Source organism: Micromonospora sp. NPDC048905 (assembly GCF_040649655.1).
Taxonomy (GTDB): Bacteria; Actinomycetota; Actinomycetes; order Mycobacteriales; family Micromonosporaceae; genus Micromonospora.
On the sequence record NZ_JBEZFV010000006.1, the window covers coordinates 64,939 to 82,856 of the forward strand.

13 protein-coding genes are annotated in these 17,918 nt (G+C 68.7%); 6 read left to right on the plus strand and 7 right to left on the minus strand.

All coding sequences use genetic code 11. The features are described from left to right. Positions 1 to 183: 183 nt before the first annotated feature. Positions 184 to 3,282 carry a BTAD domain-containing putative transcriptional regulator gene (locus tag AB0C01_RS17260; RefSeq protein ID WP_357571584.1) on the minus strand — a complete coding sequence of 1,033 codons (3,099 nt, stop codon included), beginning with the start codon at positions 3,280 to 3,282 and terminating at the stop codon, positions 184 to 186. Positions 3,283 to 3,952: 670 nt separating this feature from the next. On the opposite strand from AB0C01_RS17260, the gene AB0C01_RS17265 reads away from it, so the two are divergent. The 5 genes from AB0C01_RS17265 (at position 3,953) to AB0C01_RS17285 (ending at position 9,740) form a co-directional block, all read left to right on the plus strand. Beyond that, positions 3,953 to 6,481, plus strand: coding sequence for a bifunctional diguanylate cyclase/phosphodiesterase (locus AB0C01_RS17265; protein ID WP_357571585.1), 2,529 nt, complete (start codon positions 3,953 to 3,955; stop codon positions 6,479 to 6,481). A 67-nt stretch (positions 6,482 to 6,548) separates the two neighbouring features. Beyond that, positions 6,549 to 7,886, plus strand: coding sequence for a glycosyltransferase family 87 protein (locus AB0C01_RS17270; RefSeq protein WP_357571586.1), 1,338 nt, complete (start codon positions 6,549 to 6,551; stop codon positions 7,884 to 7,886). Between the two features lie 41 nt (positions 7,887 to 7,927). Then, the gene (locus AB0C01_RS17275; protein WP_357571587.1) at positions 7,928 to 8,560 is read left to right on the plus strand and encodes a phosphoribosyltransferase; all 633 of its coding nucleotides are present in this window, start codon (positions 7,928 to 7,930) and stop codon (positions 8,558 to 8,560) included. A gap of 22 nt (positions 8,561 to 8,582) precedes the next feature. Beyond that, on the plus strand, positions 8,583 to 8,960 hold the full coding sequence (locus AB0C01_RS17280) for a zf-TFIIB domain-containing protein (protein ID WP_357571588.1): 378 nt from the start codon (positions 8,583 to 8,585) through the stop codon (positions 8,958 to 8,960). 105 nt (positions 8,961 to 9,065) lie between these two features. Next, on the plus strand, positions 9,066 to 9,740 hold the full coding sequence (locus AB0C01_RS17285) for a maleylpyruvate isomerase N-terminal domain-containing protein (protein WP_357571589.1): 675 nt from the start codon (positions 9,066 to 9,068) through the stop codon (positions 9,738 to 9,740). An 87-nt stretch (positions 9,741 to 9,827) separates the two neighbouring features. Here AB0C01_RS17285 and AB0C01_RS17290 read toward each other — a convergent pair whose 3' ends face one another. Together AB0C01_RS17290 and dnaB are read right to left on the minus strand one after the other, a co-directional pair. Further along, positions 9,828 to 10,763: a hypothetical protein gene (locus tag AB0C01_RS17290; RefSeq protein ID WP_357571590.1), complete on the minus strand. Its 936-nt coding sequence runs from the start codon at positions 10,761 to 10,763 to the stop codon at positions 9,828 to 9,830. After that, complete coding sequence (gene dnaB, locus AB0C01_RS17295; RefSeq protein ID WP_357571591.1) at positions 10,760 to 13,582, minus strand: replicative DNA helicase; 2,823 nt, start codon at positions 13,580 to 13,582, stop codon at positions 10,760 to 10,762. The genes AB0C01_RS17290 and dnaB overlap by 4 nt, the downstream gene beginning before the upstream one ends. Positions 13,583 to 13,978: 396 nt before the next feature. On the opposite strand from dnaB, the gene AB0C01_RS17300 reads away from it, so the two are divergent. Then, complete coding sequence (locus AB0C01_RS17300) at positions 13,979 to 15,529, plus strand: hypothetical protein (RefSeq protein ID WP_357242913.1); 1,551 nt, start codon at positions 13,979 to 13,981, stop codon at positions 15,527 to 15,529. Positions 15,530 to 15,648: 119 nt separating this feature from the next. Here the strand turns inward: AB0C01_RS17300 and rplI are convergent, their stop codons facing one another. The 4 genes from rplI to rpsF all read right to left on the minus strand — a co-directional run bounded on the left by rplI (position 15,649) and on the right by rpsF (position 17,298). Continuing rightward, on the minus strand, positions 15,649 to 16,095 hold the full coding sequence (rplI, locus tag AB0C01_RS17305) for a 50S ribosomal protein L9 (protein WP_357242916.1): 447 nt from the start codon (positions 16,093 to 16,095) through the stop codon (positions 15,649 to 15,651). Positions 16,096 to 16,109: 14 nt separating this feature from the next. Then, a complete protein-coding gene (gene rpsR / locus AB0C01_RS17310; protein WP_051723758.1) occupies positions 16,110 to 16,391 on the minus strand; it encodes a 30S ribosomal protein S18 in 282 nt (93 codons plus the stop codon). Beyond that, positions 16,391 to 16,927 (minus strand): single-stranded DNA-binding protein, encoded by a 537-nt coding sequence (locus AB0C01_RS17315; RefSeq protein ID WP_181518404.1) that lies wholly within the window; start codon positions 16,925 to 16,927, stop codon positions 16,391 to 16,393. The genes rpsR and AB0C01_RS17315 overlap by 1 nt, the downstream gene beginning before the upstream one ends. 80 nt (positions 16,928 to 17,007) lie before the next feature. Then, positions 17,008 to 17,298 (minus strand): 30S ribosomal protein S6, encoded by a 291-nt coding sequence (gene rpsF / locus AB0C01_RS17320; RefSeq protein ID WP_036391391.1) that lies wholly within the window; start codon positions 17,296 to 17,298, stop codon positions 17,008 to 17,010. Positions 17,299 to 17,918 lie beyond the last annotated feature (620 nt).

Consider the following 17,918-nt stretch of genomic DNA (forward strand, 5'->3'; position numbering starts at 1 on the left):
GCGCTGCGGTCGGACGCCGCTCCTTCCTCACCGCCCCGCCGCCGAGGTCGCTGGGGGGACCTGACGGCGGGTACGTCTCGGCGACCTGGTTCTGCCCGCGGGCAGGACCTCCCCCGTTCGCCGATACGGCGGAAAAGCTACCGGGCCTGCCGATAAGAAATCGATAAGCGACGTTCGGGCTGGTCAGTGCTCCGCGACCGGGGTCACGGTCAACTCGGAGAGGCGGCGTTCGGCCTCGAAGCGTTCCGGCACGCCCATCCGTCGGAAGATCGCCAACGCCCGCTCCCAGTGCCGGCGGGCCTCGGCCGGGTCGGTGCGGGCGAAGTGTTCGGCGAGCCCGGCGAGGGCTCGACCCTGCTCGTGCGGGTGTGCGATCCGGGTGGCCAACCGCAACGCCTCCTGGTGCGCCTCGAACGCCTCGTCACCCCGCGCCTGTGCCAGCAGGGTGCGCCCGAGCTCGTTCAGCGCAGCCGCCTCGACGTGGCGTTCCCCCGAACCGATCGACAGGTTCCGGGCCAGCTCGTGTTCCCGCTGTGCCTCCATCAGACGACCCAGACTGCGGTAGGCGATCCCGAGGTCGTTGCGCACCTCGGCCTCGGCGTACCGGTGGCCGGTGCGATCCCGTAGCGCGAGTGAAGCCATCAGGATCCGGATCCCCTGTGGAAGATCACCCATGCGAACCCGCACTCCGCCGATGTGGCTTAGTGCGTTCAGCGTGTGGAACTCGTCGGAGTTCGTCCGGGCCCAGGCCAGGTGCAGGCGGTGTATCCGCAACGCTTCCTCGTAACGCCCGAGGGCCGTCAGCGCCAACCCGAGGTTCGGCAGCAGGAAGGGGCCGCCGACATTCGCGTAGACATTGTCCCGCAGACACTCGAGGCCGAGCTCCACCGACTCGGACAGGTGGCCGCTCCACCAGTAGACGGCGGCGAGGTTCGCGCGGTACCGGGCGGAGTTCAGTACGTCCCGCGAGTTGCGGGAAAGGTCGACCGAACGTGTCAGGTGATCGAGCGCCCCTTGCTTGTTGCCGGTACGGACGTAGGCGGAGGCCAGGTAGTTGTTCATGAGAGCCAGCGCGTCAGCGTCTCCGACAGTCTCCGCAGCCTGGAGCCCGTGGCGGTGGATCAGAATGATGTCCTCGAAGTACCCGCGGATGTAGCAGAATCGCCAGAGGCCACGGGCCAATTGCCAGCAGTGCCGGTAGAACCCTGACTCGAGCGCCGACACCACCATCGTCACCAGGTCCGTGCGCTCGGCCTCCAGCCAGTCAGCCGTCGGCTCTCCGACGGCCTCGACGAGCTCACGCTGCGCGGACGGGCTGTTCGGGATCTGGGATCTGATCACTTCGGGCTCAAGCAGCTCGGCGACGTTCAGAACCGCCTCCAGCGTGAAGTCGAACAGTCGAGCCAGACCGCGTTGGCGGTCGTCGGAGGAATCGGCGTGCGAGCAGAGTTCGATGGAGTACTGGCGCATGAGGTCGTGCAGCCGATACCGCGTCGAGTCCAGGTCCTCCACCAGGTTGCGGTCGACGAGGTCGTCGAGCGCGGCGTGCGCGTCCGCCAGGGTCAGACCGGTCAGTGCGGCGACCACCGGGGGGCTGAAGCGGTTACCGGGATACAGGCCCAGGAATCGGAAGACCCGCTTGGTCGAACCCGGGAGAGGCTCGTAGGAGGCGGCGAAGGCCCCGGTGACGCTGCTCTCCTCCTGAGCCAGGTGGTGCAGCACCAGAGGATCGCCGGCCAACTGTTCGACCAGTTCCGCCAACCGCCAGCCGCGCCGATGCGCCAGTCTGGCACCGGCCAGCCGAATCGCCAGGGGAAGGTGACCACACCGCCGGACCACCTCGGCGGCCGCCTCCGGCTCTGCCTCGACCCGGTCCCGGCCAACGCTCAGGCTCAGGAGATCCATGCTCTCCTGTGGGCTCAGGAGCGGTAGCGTCCGCGACGTTCCGACATCCGGGTGGAACAGACGTCGTCGCGAGGTCACCAGCACGACGGTGGTCGGCTCGGCCGGCAGCAGGGGCATTATCTGCTCGCTGCTCGCGGCGTTGTCGAGAACTATCACCGACCGCCGACGGGCCAGCTCTTGTCGCCACAGTTCCACCCTTGCCTCAAGCTCGACCGGAACGCGCACAGCTGGCACTTCAAGCTGTCGAAGCAGCGTGACCAGAGCGTTCGCCGCCTCTACCCGGTTCTTTTCGTCGTGCCCGCGTAAGTCGATGAACAACGCGGCGTCCGGGTATCGATCGGACAGCCGGCGGGCCAGGTGTACGGCCATGGTCGTCTTTCCACTGCCCGGCATGCCGTCGATGACGTGCACCGCCGGAACCCGCTCCTCGACCCGACGGGTCTCGGCGAGCAGCCGCGACATGACGTCCTCGCGACCAACGAAATCGGTTACCGCTCGAGGAAGATGATCTACCGGGTGGAGCCGACGCGGTTTCTCGAGGGCAAGGACACCCGCCGCATGCGGTGTGTTCGGGGCGGGGAGCGCACCCCGACCAGCCGGACGGGTTGCGCCGCCGATCGGCGAACGCCGGGGCAGACCCGCCCTCACGATCATGCGGTGGAGAGTATGGAGGTCAGAACTAGGAACGACTCCGAGCTCAGCCGCCAGCCTCGTCCGGACCTCGTCGTACGTGACGAGCGCGCCGGCGTGATCGCCGCGCTCGTAGAGTGCACGCACGAGCAGGGCGTATGCCGGTTCCCGGAGGGGGTGACGGACGATGACCTCCCGCAGCAGCGGAATCGCCAGGTCATCCCGCCCCGATCTCAGCTGTACGTCGGCGAGCAACTCCACGGCCAGCAGCCGCTCCTCTTCGGCCGCCGCCACGCGTGCGCTGAGCACGGGTCCGAGCGGAATACCGGCGAGCATTGCCCCCTGCCAGCGCGCCACGGCACGCCCCAGTAGTTCCGAGGCGCGGTCCAGGTGGCCGATCATCAGGGCTTGCCGGCCGGCGGAGCGCTCCAATTCGAACTGAAACACGTCGATACATTCCGGCCTCAGGACGAGCCGGTAACCGGTTTGCTGCCTAACGATGACACCCCGACCGCCTTCGAACGCTTCGAAGGTCCGCCGCAGATTGGCGGCATAGGTACGAACATTCGCCACCGCCGAACGCGGCGGACCATCGGGCCACAACTCATCAACCAGGTCGTGAACGGTCACCAACTGCCCAGGTTGGACTGCGAGCATCGAAAGGACGGCCTGCTGCTTAGGCGTTCCGAGGTGCAGTGTGCGAGCGGCCAGTTGCACCGAGAGGCCGCCCAGAAGTTGAATCTCCATCCGTCCCCCTGCTTCAGCGGGGTATTCAGCCGATCACGGACGAAGCTTACGGGCACCGAACGTGACGGGCCGATGTCAACGGGTCGGGCGGTCATCGACGGAAGCGGCGAGTGGCGCCGACCGCCGGCACGGCATGCCTGTTGCAGGTTGCAGCTTTCTTGTCCGAGCACGAGCTGCAGGATGCGCAACCCCTGCGGTCGACCATTGCCTGCGCCGACCGGCATTCCTGGCGTACGCGATGCCCAACCGGTGGTTACCGCTGGCCGAACTGCAGATGATGCAACGGGCCAGAAGCCGGCAGACTTGAGAGAATACGCAGGCTCAGCCCATCGCATTCGGCCCACAACAGCCAGCAACAACTCTTGGGAAGAAGCCGCGAACGTCAACGGTGCGCTCCCAAGTGGGGACAGAACGTTACAAACCATCGTTCAGTTGGCTAATGTTGCGCATAGCGACATATGGCGGGCGCTAACCACTCATATCTCCGCTACGCTATCCCTGTCAGCAAGTCGGTGCATTAATGGCTAATCCACGAGTTGCCACTAATGCCTGATCTACAGGGAGGCAGTCATGCGCGGCAACGAGTGGACCTGAGCACCCGAGGGCCTGCCGCTGGCCTCTCGTCGTGCGCTACGGTGCCAGGAGCGAACCGGGCACCCTCGGGAGCGGCATGCAAACCCAAGCGCAGAACGACCAAGAAGATCATCGACGACTAACTCTGATCATCGGCGTCATCGTCGTTGTAGCTTCGGTGGTTTGTGCGTTCTCCCTGGTGGCGGCGCTTACCGCGCTCCCGGCAACCGGGACCGAGGTTGCGACTGTAATAGCACTCATCCCCATGATCGCCGTTGCCACGATGGTCAATGCAAGGGTGAGAATCCGATCGACCACGCACCAGATCACCTGGAGTGAGACTGCGATCGTCGTCGGAGTGGCGATCGCTCCAGCGCCCTGGGTCGTGCTGTGCACGGCCGTTGGGGTGGCGGCGGCCTTCGCCGTCCAGCGCCTGGCGCCGATCAAGATGGCGTTCAGCATCGGAAAGAACACCATCGTTGCTGCCGGCGCGGGGCTGACCCTCGTAGCGCTGGACTGGACCTGGCCCCCCGCAAAGCTCACCGACTTCATTCGTCTCGTCGGCCCAATAGCCCTCGCCTATCTCGTCGCCACGGTGCTCGACGAGCTCATCGCGATCCCGGTCATCGCGATAGCCTCCGGCAGCAGCATTCGTCAGCAATTCCGCACAAACTGGGACCTACGAGGCGTCGGTGTGGCGCTGCGGTTCCTCGTCACCATCTGCACCCTGCTCCTCCTCCAAGCCGACCTGCGACTCCTGGTCGCCGTTCCACCGCTCGTGCTCAGCCTGCACCTGGCCTACTCCACGAGAATCCGTTCCAGGACGGAGCAGCAGGCGTGGCAGCGGCTCGCTCGCACCACCGACGCGCTCAACGTGGTCGACCTGGACAATGTCCTGACCACCGCCGTCACCCAGGCCGCCGAACTGTTCTCCGCCGACGAGGTCGAGATCGAGCTGCGCGACGGTGACCGCGCCGTGCGCGGCGGCACCGGCGGCATCACCTTCGACGGTCCCATCGGCACACCCAGCGACGTGCACCGCACCGTCATCCCCACCCCGCTCGAAGGGCACGACCGCACCGTCGACATCGGCATGCTCCGACTACGCTTCCGCGGCCCGGTGCAGCTCTCCGAACGGGAGCAGTACACCCTGCGCACCTTCGCCTCCGCGCTCTGCACCGCCGTCCGCAACGCCCAGGCGTACGCCGAACTGGCCCGGGTCGCCAACGAACACGCCTACGCCGCCACCCACGACGCACTGACCGGACTGGCCAACCGCCGGCACCTCCTCGACGAGGGCACCACACAGTTGAGCGCCCGACACGCCGACGGGGTCACCGCACTGGTGCTGATCGACCTCAACCACTTCAAGGAAGTCAACGACACCCTCGGTCACGCCGCCGGCGACCAGGTGCTGGTGCAGGTCGCCGACCGGTTACGAGGCGCCGCACGGGCGAGCGACCTGGTGGCCCGCCTCGGCGGCGACGAGTTCGCCGTACTCCTGCGCGGGCTGCCGGCCCCGGCGGTGGCCGCGCATCGCGCCGAGACGCTCCTCGCCGCCCTGCACGAGCCGTTCGAACTGGACGGCATGCGGATCAGCGTCGAAGCCAGCGGCGGCATCTCCGTCGCCCCGTCCAACGGTGGCATGACCGAGCTGCTGCGCCGCGCCGACGTGGCCATGTACCAGGCGAAGCGTGCCGGGCAGCGAATCTCCACCTACGCCACCACCCGCGACACCGCCGACCTGGGCCGCCTCACCCTCGGGGGTGACCTGCCCCGGGCGGTCGCCGACCACGAGTTCATCGTCAACTTCCAACCGATCGTCGACCTGGGCACCGGCGAGGTGACGAGTGCCGAGGCGTTGGCCCGCTGGCGCCACCCCACCCACGGCATGATCGACCCGCTGCGCTTCCTGGAGGCGGTGGAGCGCTCCGGTCTGCTGCCGGCCTTCGCCGAGGCGATCCTCGACCAGGCACTGATCGCGGCCACCACCTGGCGTGACGCCGGCTTCGACGTACCGGTCGCGGTGAACGTGTCCCCCCGCAGCCTGCTCGACGCGCGGTTCCCCGGCTCCGTGCTGGCCCGTCTGCGCGCTCACGACCTCCCCGCGGACCGGCTGGTGCTGGAGTTGACCGAGACGCTCACGCTCAGCCAACTCGACGTGGTCGACCGGGTACTCAGCCGGCTGCGCGACGAGGGCGTCCGGTTGGCGTTGGACGACTTCGGCACCGGCTACTCCTCGCTCTCGCTCCTCTCCCGCATCCCCGTGCACGAGCTGAAGATCGACCGAAGCTTCGTGACGACGATGGACAGCTCAGTGGAGGCCGCCGCTGTCATCCGCTCCACCCTCGACCTGGGTCGCAGTCTCGACCTGACGGTGGTGGCCGAGGGGGTGGAGAGCGAACCGCAACGGCGGGCCCTCTGGGAGTTGGGCTGCGTCGCCGGCCAGGGCCACCTGTTCTCGAGGCCGGTGCCCGCCGGCACCCTGCTCGCGGCAATGCAGCGCGGCTCCGGCGGACGTCCCGGCGCCCTCGTCGCACCACTGCACGACGCCGGCGCGGTGATCCGGCTGAGCCAGAACCGCCGCCAGGCCGCCCGCGCCCGCCTCCCGCACCTGCCCGCCTGACCGGGCACCGGCCGACCGCACCACACGGTCCGGTGCAGGTGCCACCCGGTCTGCCAGACTGGCGCCCGTGATCGCCGACGCCCCGACCGCCCGCCGTCCCTGGCACTGGCGGACGCTCGACACCGCCGCCGGCGGGCTCGCCGTCGACCTCAGCCTCTACGCCGTCTCGACCATCTTCGCCGCGATCACCGCGGTCACGTCGACCCTCCTCCCGCACCGGGCCTGGGGCGCGGTCGCCGCCGTCGGATACCTGGTGGCGACGCTGGCGGTGCTCACCCAACTCCTGCTCCGCCGACACCACCCGACCGCACGGCTGGTCGGTCTCGGAGCCCGCTGGACGATCACCGGCCTCACCTGGGCAAGCACCGCACTGCTCCCCCTGCTCTGGCAGAGCATCGAGCGGGCCAACGGACGCACCGACCGGGCACAGGAAGAAGTCCTGGTCGTGGAGCACGCCGGCAACCGCCTCCTGGAGCACGGCACTCCGTACCTCGGACCCGACGCGATCGCCGCCCTGCCCCCCGGCGACCAACTGCTCGGCTACACCCCGTACCAACCCGGCATGGCGATGTTCGGCCTGCCCAGGGCACTGGCCGACACCTGGTGGACCGACTCCCGGGTCTGGTTCGCGGTCGGCACCGCGCTGGCGCTCACCCTGGCCGTGACCGCCCTGCGCACCACACCGGCCACCGCCCTCCCCGCCCCGGCGGCTCACCGGCGAGACTCCGCGCTGCTGCGCGGCGTCCAGGCCGCCACCGTACTGCCCATCTGTGCCCTCACCCTCGCCACCGGCGGCGACGACCTCCCCGTACTCGCGCTCTGCCTGCTGGCCCTCGCACTCGCCGCCGCCGACCGACCCGGCCGGGCCGGCCTCGCGGTCGGGCTCGCCGGCGCGCTGAAGCTCTTCGCCTGGCCGGTGGCGCTGGTCCTGATCGTCTGGGGCCTCACCCGGCGCGCCGGCACCCGGGTCGCCGCCGGCGCGATCGGCCTACCCGTCGCCGCCCTGATCCCCGCGATCCTCGTCGACCGTGACGCGCTCACCGAGAACGTGCTGCGCTTCCCCCTCGGCCACGGCCTGGTCACCAGCCCCGCGCAGTCCCCCTTTCCCGGCTACCTGATCGCCACCGCGCTACCCGCCGGCCGGCTCGTCGCCGCCGCGCTGCTGGTCGCCGCCGGAGCGGCCATCGCCGTCCGGCTCGCCCGCCGCCCGCCCCGCACCGCCGTCGCCACCGCGCTCATCTGCGGGTACGGGCTACTCGCCGCCATCGCCCTGATGCCCTCGACCCGCTTCGGGTACCTGCTCTACCCCATGGCCCTGCTCACCTGGGCACCCGCCCTGCACCGCCCGGTCGACACGCCGGCCACCCCGCTTCCCGACCTGCCCGCTCGGACCACATCGGCGTAACTGCTGGGCGGAACGCCCCGCCAGGGCGTAGACCTGAAGGCATGACGACGTACCGCGACCGGGCCGACGCCGGCCGGGTGCTCTCCGAACGGCTCACCGCACTCGTCGGCGATCCGGACGTGGTCGTCCTCGGCCTCGTCCGCGGCGGCGTACCGGTCGCCCGGGTCGTCGCCGAACGACTCGGCGCACCACTTGACGTGCTCGTCGTCCGCAAACTCGGCATGCCGTGGGCCCGGGAGGTCGCCTTCGGGGCACTCGGGCCGGGCGGGGTCCAGGTCCTCAACGACGCGGTGGCCAGCCGACTCAGCAGCGACGACATCGCCGAGGTCAGCCAACGGGAACAGGCCGAACTGGCCCGGCGGGAACGGCTCTACCGAGGCGGTCGCGCACAACTGGACCTCACCGGCCGGACCGCGCTGATCATCGACGACGGCCTGGCCACCGGTGCGACCGCCCGCGCCGCCGTGGAGGTCGTCCGCCACCTCGGAGCACACCGGGTCGTGGTCGCCGTCCCGGTCGGCGCACAGGAGGCGTACGAACTTCTCGCCGCGGAGGCGGACCAGGTCATCTGTGCCCAACGCCCACCGGACTTCGGCGCGGTGAGCGTCTACTACGACGACTTCCACGAGGTCTCCGACGAAGAAGTCACCGAGGCGCTCACAGCAACTGCATAGGTCCACCAGGTACCGTCGGGCGATGAGTAGTCTCACCTGCCCCAAGTGTCACGGAGAAATGCGTCAGTACGAGCGCAGCGGCGTCGTGATCGACCAGTGCGGGGAATGCCGAGGCATCTTCCTGGACCGCGGCGAGTTGGAGAAGCTGTTCGAGGCGGAGGCCAACTGGAGCCGCCAACAGACCGGTGGCGCACCGCCGCAGCCCACCCACCAGCCGGCCGGCTACCCGCCTCCGCCGCCTCCGCACCAGCCCGGATACGGTGCCGTCCCGCCGCCGCCCCCGCCCGCCCACGGCTACCCGCCGCAGCCGGCCTACGGCCAGCAGCAGCAGCACCACGGCTACCACGGCCACTACCGGCAGAAGAAGCGCAAGGGCTTCCTCGACGACATGTTCGGCTGATCCAGAACGGCCTTCCCGCCCGGGTCGATCCACGTGTCGGCCCGGGCACACCACCCGGGCCGTCGAACGTTGGCGGGCGCGATGGTTCATGCGAGGCTGAATCGCATGACCACGATCCGACCGGACGAGGCGCTTGCCCAGGCGTACGACGGGATCACCGCGGTGGTCCGCGACCTGGACGACGCCGACCTGCAACGAGCCACCCGCTGCCGGGGCTGGCTGGTCGCGGACCTGCTCCTGCACGTACTCGGCGACGCCCAGCGTGCGCTTGTCGCACTCGCCAGCCCCGTTGACGGGCCGGCCGACGTCGACGACGTCAGCTACTGGCGCGACTTTCCGGCCGGCGACGAGAGCAACCGGCACGCCTGGTGGGTCCGCCGGTCGGCCGCCGCGTTCGACCGTCCGACCGGGATCGTCCAGCTCTGGCGGGACACCGCGCCCGCGGCGGTCCGCGCCGCCAGGTCGGCAAACCCCGAGGGGTACGTGACCACGCAGGGGCACGTGCTGCGCGTACCCGACTTCCTCGCCACTCTGACCACCGAGGCTGTCGTCCACCACCTGGATCTGACCCCGGAACTGCCCGCCGCGCCACCGCCCGGCCCGCTGGCCGCGCGGGTCGCGGTGACCACCATGGAGGGCCTGCTCAGCGACGACACGGTACGCCCCGTTGGTTGGGACGACCAGGACTTCCTGCTGAAGGCCACCGGGCGCGTGCCGCTCACCGATCGGGACCGGCTGGAGCTGGGCGAGTCGGCGGGCTGGTTTCCGCTGCTCGGCTGACCGACTGTGGGCGCCCCCGAGCGGCTTCCGCCTGCACTCTGAAGGTGGTCGATCTTGTCGCCTTGCCCCTGACGCTGCGGAAAGACCTCAGTCGGACGGACAGCAGCCCAAGAGTTTCTCTGCGACTTCCGCTTTGCGTGCCAAGGCAACGGGCGCCCCAGCGTAGAGCAGACTAATGATTCTCTCGGCAGGCCCACATGTTGTTCCGATCGTGTAGATCGATTTGTGTGGCCGAACGGAGAGGCCATGGATTCCATGACTCCTAAGAAATGCAGCGAAAGCGTCCAGCAGGCGCTGACTTCCCACTAATCTGAATTGCGCGACTTCCGACAGTCGAGGACCTGGCCGTCGGTAACTGCCGATCGAGCCATCTCCGTCGACGACGCCACGCCAGAAATCGCGCGACTCGTCCAGTCGTTCGCCGACCGCACCTTCGTACCTGCCCAGAACGATCAGGCGCTCCGCTAAGCGATTCGAGCGCACCGAGAACTGGCACGACCCCTGTTTGGGGTTGGGTTTTGAGATGCTGCTGCTCGAACCCAGGAACGTACGGAGCAAGACGAGGTGGTCGCGGTCGCGCTGGGCGAGCCCAACGGAGATCTGCGGGAGATGGCCTGCACGATACGTCACGCACCCGTCCGCGAAGAGGAACCCGAGCCAGTAGCAGGCCTCCGGCGTCAACAGGTCGAACGCGTCGTGCCGAAGCGTGTGAACGACCTGCCGAATTGCTACGCCACGCCGGATCAACAAGCCCCGCATTCCCGGCTGCGTGAGCCCAAAATTCTTCGCTACCTCTGCCAGAGGTAGGCCGTCGGTGTACTGCCTAACCGCCTCCACGCGTTCCGAATCGGTCAACTTGGCAACTGAGCGCGCCGGCACACCCCTCCGGCGCAATAGGCCCCGGATTGCCTGCCTGCTGACGCCGTACGAATGAGCGATGCGAGTGAGGCTCTCGCCCGTCGCCGCACGCTGCACGGCATCCGCGATTTGCGAGGGCGTCAGGCGGAAAGTCGTGTCTCTCATCCGATGGCCATGTCCACGAACCGCGACAGGTGCAACTGCGCAGCGACGGTTACGGTGTCAGTTGGTCCATTCCGATGCTTGGCAATTATGAAATCCGCCTCGCCCGCCCGCGGCGACTCCTTGTCGTAGTAGTCGTCGCGGTGCAAAAGAATAACAACGTCGGCATCTTGCTCAATTGATCCCGATTCACGCAAATCGGACAGCTGGGGTCGCTTGTCGGTGCGCTGCTCGGGGCCACGGTTCAGCTGGCTGACCGCGATCACCGGGCACTCGACCTCCTTGGCCAGCAGCTTCAGGCCACGGGACAGGTCCGCGACCTCTTGCTGGCGGCTCTCGGTGCGCTTCGGCGAGGTCATCAGCTGGAGATAGTCGACCACGATCATCTTGAGGTCGTGCCGCTGCTTCAACCGCCGGGCCTTGGCCCGGATCTCCATCAGGTTCATGCTCGGCGTGTCGTCGACGAAGAGCGGCGCCTCGCTGATCTCACCCATGCACCGGGCCAGCTTGGTCCAGTCGTCGTCGGAGAGCTGGCCACTGCGCAGCACGTGCAGCGGGACCCGCGCCTCGGCGGAGAGCAGTCGCATGACGATCTCGACCTTGCTCATTTCCAGCGAGAAGATCGCGGCAGCCTGGTTGGCGCGAATAGCAGCATTCCGGGCAAAGTCCATGCTGGCGGTGCTGTTGTGGGTGGGGATCATCGCCCGGCTGGCCAGGTACAGGTGGTCGTCGTTGTCGACGGTCACGCACCGCACCGGAACGCTGGGGACCGGTCGGACGTCGACGATGAACCGCGAGGTGGTTCGAACGTCGGAGGTGGTACGGCGACGTTCGGCGTGTGCGTCTTGCTTGCGCCTCAGCCGGAAGATGACATCGGGGGTGGAGAAGTTCAACGTGTACGCGATCGACGACTCGCGGGTGCGGCCGCGCACCGGCTTCGTGTTGACGGTGCAGCGGTAGCCGAGGCTGACGATGAGTTCGCGTACGTCGTCAGCCAGCCGCTTCGAGGTCGACGTGTACTGCAGGTTGCCGGAGGGAGCGACGGCTCCATCGGTGTCCATCAGCCCGGCGAGCAACGCCCTGCGCTGAGCCTCCGAGGCACGCAGATAGACGCCCGGGATGTGCTTGTTCCCCGCTACCCCGACCTGACGCAGGAGGCCGAGGAAGGAACCGTTCCGGTGACGGCAGTCGGCACACTTCCGGGTCGCTGAATTCTCCCGCAACGCCCTGGTGGAAACGCCGCAGTCCACGCAGACACCGTTCCCCGGAGCAGCGGACGTGGGCTGCGGCAGAATGGTGTAGACCATCGGTCCGTTGGGCCGCACGACGAAGCCGTCCGCCTCCACGTGCGTGACCATCTCCGGATCTGCCGTTGTGAAGCGGCTGGCGTCACTGTGCCCATCACCGAGCCACGTCCCCAAGGTGTAGGGCGGGACCAGCAGCTCACGGTCCGGAAGTTGGATGGGAGCGCAGTTCCGTACGGCATGGTTGAGCCGCCGCTGGGCGGTGTCGGTGCGCAGCGTGGCTGCGATCTCGGCAGTGGTGACGACGCCGTCGTGGTCGACCCGGCTGCCGGCGTTGACCTCCCGCTCGGCTCGTTCCAGGAGCGCGCCCAGGAGCGGACCAGCCGGATAGCCGGGCGCAGTCCAGTTCTGCGGCTTGCCGTTGCGAACGATGGGACGGCTGATCCGACCGACCGATCCGACCTCACGGGCCACGGTGTGCAGGACATGCCGAAACTCTGGGCCGACCTGTTCAATCGTGTCGAAGAGAGTGATCGGCTGATTCCGCAGGGAGCTCAGCCGCTCGTGTGCCGTGCGAACGTTGGTCAGCGCCGATTCGGACCAGTGCCGCCTTTGCCGCGCCGACCCCTGCCGCCGGCTGGCCCGACTGGTCGTCTTCCACAGGTGTTCCGCGTCGGCCACGATGACCGTGCCGTCGGAGAACTCCACCTCGTAGCAGGGGCGGTCGTGCATGACGTCGAAGGCGTGTGTGACCGTGGTGGGTCTGCCGTCCGCCGCCAGAAGTTGATCGCCGGCCTTGACCTCACCCATGGTGGTCCAGCCATCCGGGGTCGGCAGTGGGGTGTCGAGCGCGAGCGCCTTGCCCAGACCCGGCCTGCCGGCCACGATGATCAATTGGCCGGCGTGCAGGCCGTTGAGCAGTCGGTCCAGGTCGCTGAAGCCGGTGGGGACGCCGGTCATCATGCCGCCGGTCGCGCCCACCGCCTCGATCTCGTCGAGCGTCGGCTGCAACATGTCGGCCAGGATCGCGAAGTCCTCGCTGACCCGCCGTTCGGTGACGTCGTAGACGGCCTGCTGGGCGAGGTCCACGACGTCGTCGACGTCACGGCTGCCGCCGCTGGCGGTGCCGTAGCCCAGCTGCACGATCTTGGTGCCAGCCTCGACCAACCGGCGCAGCACAGCGCGTTCGCTGACGATGCGCGCGTAGTAGGCCGCGTTCGCGGCGGTCGGCACGCTGGCGATGAGGGTGTGCAGGTAGGGCGCGCCGCCGATGCGGGCCAGATCGCCGGAGTCGGTCAGGGCGGCGGCCACGGTGATCGGGTCGGCCGGCTCACCCCGCCCGTAGATGTCGAGGATGATGTCGAAGATGGTGGCGTGCACCGGCCGGTAGAAGTCGTTGGTCTTGAGGATCTCGACGACGTCGGCGATGGCGTCCTTGGAGAGCAGCATGCCGCCGAGGACGCACTGCTCCGCGGCGACGTCCTGGGGTGGAGTCTTGTCGAACTGACCGTCGCGCGGCGCGGATGTCTGGCCGCCGCCGGATCGTGACTCCGCCCGCCTGTCGTCGGTGACCGACACGGGTCCCCCTCCAGTGCGTCGGATCTGATTCCAGCTCTACCGCTGGGGTCTGACACTTCCGTCCGACCGGGCCGGTCGATCGGGGGCCATCGCGCCGGCGGTCGGGGGCCAACCATACGGACCCCGAGGTCAGAGACTCAACAACGGCGGTGGACGAGCCTCGGGACAACCTGTGGATGCCGGGGGACATGATGTGCGCAGGGTGTGCACAGCCTGTGGATAACCATTGGGGAATTCTCGGCCCTAGGCCGTTGACCTGCTGGAACATACTCCCCAGCCTGTGGAGGAGAATATTTCGGTCGGGCCTGTGACACGATCGTCCCGTACTATCTCCAGCGAACGGCTACACCTGGACAGCGGATTCCGCTTTCGGTTCAGAAGGGTCACACTCCGGCCGTGAGTTACCGGGACTGGGGACGCGGGGATGGCAGCCCGCGCGAGCGCCAGCCGACCGCCTCGTGGGGTGAGCGCGCGGCGTCTCTTCCGGTTGATCCGTACGACGAGGACGGTCGCTACCGCACCTCCAGTCGACGGCGCGCATTGGACCGCGGCCAGGACGAGCCCGTCGACGCCTACCTGCCCCGGTGGGCTCTGGAGTCGGGTGTCCGGCACGCTGACGGCGGCGGTCGCCACGCGGCACCGGACGAGGATGAGGCCGAGCCCGAACGCGAGGCCGAGCCCCCGATTTCCGGTGCCGGAAGGCGGTCCATCGAGTCGTCGGGCAGTCGTCGGCGGGGCAGCGAGACGAGTTGGCGGGAGCAGGCGGCGATCGGCGCGGCCCCCGAGTCGGACCACACCCGGGAGTGGACGCTCGACCGTCCGCAGGACCAGGGGTACGCGGGCCGCCGACGCGCCAACGCCGGGGAGGACGAGCCGGTTTCCGGCGTTTTCCCGGACCGCCGTCCCCGCCGCGCGCCGGCTGGCCGTCCGCAGGTGATCTGGTCGGGCGGGGAGTTGGAGTCCGCTCCGAGCAAGCCGGTGCCGGATCCGGAGCCGACCCGACCCACCCGGCGCAGCCGTCGCGCGGCGGAGGAGTCGTGGTCCCGGCCGGCGGCCGACCCGTGGGCACGGGGGTCGGATCGGGTGGTCGAGCCGGAGCCGTCGTACCCGCCCGCGGTGGATCCGTGGGACGCCTCGGGGGTGCACGCGTGGCCGCCCGGTGCCGGTGCTGACGGCACGGATCTGAGCGAGCAGTGGTCGGCGGTGGAGAGCGTCGGTGGTTGGGAGCGGTCCGACCGCACCGGTCAATGGGAGCGGTCCGTCGTCGAGGACGACAGTTGGGACCGTACGCTGCCGCCGCGCTCCGATCGGGCTGCCGAGGCGGAGGGTTGGCCGGCCCGGGACGACAGCTTCTGGCCTGGCACCCGGCTGGCCGGCGATGACCCCCGCTGGACTGATCCGCTGCCGTCTGCGCCCCGCTCGCCGGTGGTGGGCTACACGGCCCCGAGGCCGCGCAGCGCGGCTGTGCCACCTGTGGGTGCGCCACGGCGTCGGGCGGACCGGCCGGCGGCCGGGGCGGCGTCGGTGCGTCGGCGGGTCGAGTCGGCGGCCACGGGCGCGTGGGCTCGCCGCTTGGAGGACGACCTGCTCGACCCGGATCCGGGTGGGCCGTTCCGGCCGTTGCTGTACACGGCGGCCTGTTACCTGACGCCGGCGGTGCTGATCTTCGTGTGGCTGTTGACGTTGGACAGTCAGGCGCCGGCTGGTTGTGTGACCGACATCAGCGGGGGCGGGTGTGACTCACCTCGGTCCCGTGCGTTGGGGTCGCTGCTCGCCGGCTCGCCGCGTTTCGGGTTGGCGCTGGTGAGCAGTCTGGTGGTGGCGGCGCTGCTGCGTCGGGTGGGCACGACGTGGCGTTCGGCGACCATCGCGTTGGCCGCGGCGGTGGTGGGTGGTGGCCTGTCCACGGTGCTGATCAGCGTGGTGACCGGTCAACCGATCGGGTGAGCGGCTGAGAGTCGGGGCCGTGTCGCGCGGGGACAGCACCTGAGCGTGGTGCGGACGACGTACGCACGAGGGCCCGCACCGATCGCTCGGTGCGGGCCCTCGTGGTGGTGTCGCGGACGTCAGCCCTGAAGGACGTTCAGGTTGAACGACGCGGTCACGTCGGGGTGCAGCTTGATCTTCACCGGGTAGGTGCCGGTCGACTTGATGTGACCGGGCACCTCCAGCCGGCGACGGTCGAGGACCGGGCCGCTGGCCGCCTTGACGGCGTCGACGATCTCGGCCGGAGTGACCGAGCCGAAGAGCCGCCCGCCGTCGCCGGCGCGGACCTTCAGGTTGACCTTGAGACCCTCGAGCTGAGCCTTGACCTCGTTGGCGTGGTCGAGGTCGCGGATCTCGCGGGCCCCACGGGCCCGCTTGATGACCGTGACCTGCTTTTCCGCGCCCTTGGTCCAGGCGATCGCGAAGCCCTGCGGCAGCAGGTAGTTACGGCCGTAGCCGTCCTTGACCTCGACGACGTCGCCCGGGGCACCGAGGCCGGACACTTCCTGAGTCAGGATGATCTTCATATCGGTGCCTCCTCTCAGCGGGTGGTGGCCGTGTAGGGCAGGAGCGCCATCTCACGGGCGTTCTTGACCGCACGGGCGATCTGCCGCTGCTGCTGCGAGGTCACGCCGGTCACCCGACGAGCGCGGATCTTGCCGCGATCGGAGATGAACTTGCGCAGCAGCGCGGTGTCCTTGTAATCGATGTAGGCGATCCCGTCCTTGTCGAGCGGGTTCACCTTCTTCTTCGGCTTGCGCAGTGCCGCAGCCTTGGCCGTTGCACGTGCTCCTGGTTTGCGATCGCGAGCGCTAGGCGCCATTAGAACGGTGGCTCCTCGTCAAAATTGGCGCCCGAACCGGCACGCGCGGGAGAAGGAGCAGCCGAAGCCCAGGGGTCGTCGAAGTTGCCTCCGCCGCCGCCCTGGTTGCCACCGCCACCGCCGCCACCGAAGCCGCCGCCACCGCCGCCGGAGCGGGACATCTTCTGCACCTTCGCCGTGGCGTAGCGCAGCGACGGGCCGATCTCGTCGACCTCAAGCTCGATGACAGTGCGCTTCTCACCCTCGCGGGTCTCGTACGACCGCTGACGCAGCCGGCCCGACACGATCACCCGAGCGCCACGCTGCAGCGACTCGGCGACGTGCTCGGCGGCCTGCCGCCACACGGTGCATGCGAGGAACAGCGGCTCGCCATCCTTCCATTCGTTCGACGCCTTGTCCATGAAACGGGGCGTCGAAGCGACTCGGAACTTGGCGACCGCAGCCCCGGAGGGGGTGAACCGCAACTCGGGGTCATCGGTCAGATTGCCGATGACCGTGATGGTGGTGTCTCCTGCCATGACCATCTCCTCGCGCACTCAGCGTCTCGTCGTACAGGCTCGCAGAGCCGTACGACAGAGTCGCGGAGGCTGATCCGGACGAACCGGGGTTGGATGCTCTAGCGCATTTCCGGTCGGATGACCTTGGTGCGCAGCACGGACTCGTTGAGCCGGAGCTGACGGTCCAGCTCGGCCACCGCAGCAGGCGTGGCCTGCAGGTCGATGACGGCGTAGATGCCTTCGGCCTTTTTGTTGATCTCGTACGCGAGGCGCCTGCGGCCCCACACGTCGGTCTTCTCAACCGAGCCACCCGCGGTCCGAATCACGTTCAGGTACGTGTCGAGCGACGGTGCGACGGTGCGCTCCTCGAGGCTGGAATCGAGGATGACCATTAGTTCGTAGTGACGCAAGACGTGCTCACCTCCTGTGGGCTAAGCGGCCACGGTCCTTCCGTGGCAGGAGGTCTTGTGTCGTTGCCCGCACGCGCCGAGGGAACCCGACCGGACGCGGACAACCTGACCAGGATACCCGGTCCGAACGATCATGCCCGGGGAGGTCGGGTCGGCACCCGGACAGGCTGACGGGGGTCCACCGTCCGACCGTGCACCGGTCGGTGGTGGACCCCCGTCCTACGAGGCCGCGGGGCGTCCCGTCCGCATTCCTTGGGTGGGACCTGGGGAGGAACGACCACACCGATGAGGTTGGACCGGAGACGCCCCGCGGAGCTTTATCGTGTTGTTATCTGACGATACAACAGCACTCGTACCTTGTCGGAGGAAAAAGCACAAATTTCCGAGATTCTTCAACGGTCGGAATCTGCCGGACGAGGGGGCCGCCCCCGCCGCGCCGGGCCGCGTGGCGGAGGCAACCTCGCTGTCGGCCGTCGACCCCGGTCGCCGTACGCGGCGCTCGCGCCGCCTGCTGACCGGGCAGTGGTCGCCGGTTCAATCCCATCAACGACCGTCGGTCCGAGCGGTGACGTCGACGACCCACGACACCGCCCCGACCGTCGCGGCGGCGGTCAGGGTCG

Coding starts and splice junctions, on each gene's coding strand:
- AB0C01_RS17275 (WP_357571587.1), top strand. CDS start 7,928: ATGACGACGTACCGCGACCGGGCCGACGCCGGCCGGGTGCTCTCCGAA.
- AB0C01_RS17280 (WP_357571588.1), top strand. CDS start 8,583: ATGAGTAGTCTCACCTGCCCCAAGTGTCACGGAGAAATGCGTCAGTAC.
- AB0C01_RS17260 (WP_357571584.1), bottom strand. CDS start 3,282: ATGGAGATTCAACTTCTGGGCGGCCTCTCGGTGCAACTGGCCGCTCGC.
- rplI (WP_357242916.1), bottom strand. CDS start 16,095: ATGAAGATCATCCTGACTCAGGAAGTGTCCGGCCTCGGTGCCCCGGGC.
- AB0C01_RS17290 (WP_357571590.1), bottom strand. CDS start 10,763: ATGAGAGACACGACTTTCCGCCTGACGCCCTCGCAAATCGCGGATGCC.
- rpsR (WP_051723758.1), bottom strand. CDS start 16,391: ATGGCGCCTAGCGCTCGCGATCGCAAACCAGGAGCACGTGCAACGGCC.
- AB0C01_RS17285 (WP_357571589.1), top strand. CDS start 9,066: ATGACCACGATCCGACCGGACGAGGCGCTTGCCCAGGCGTACGACGGG.
- AB0C01_RS17265 (WP_357571585.1), top strand. CDS start 3,953: ATGCAAACCCAAGCGCAGAACGACCAAGAAGATCATCGACGACTAACT.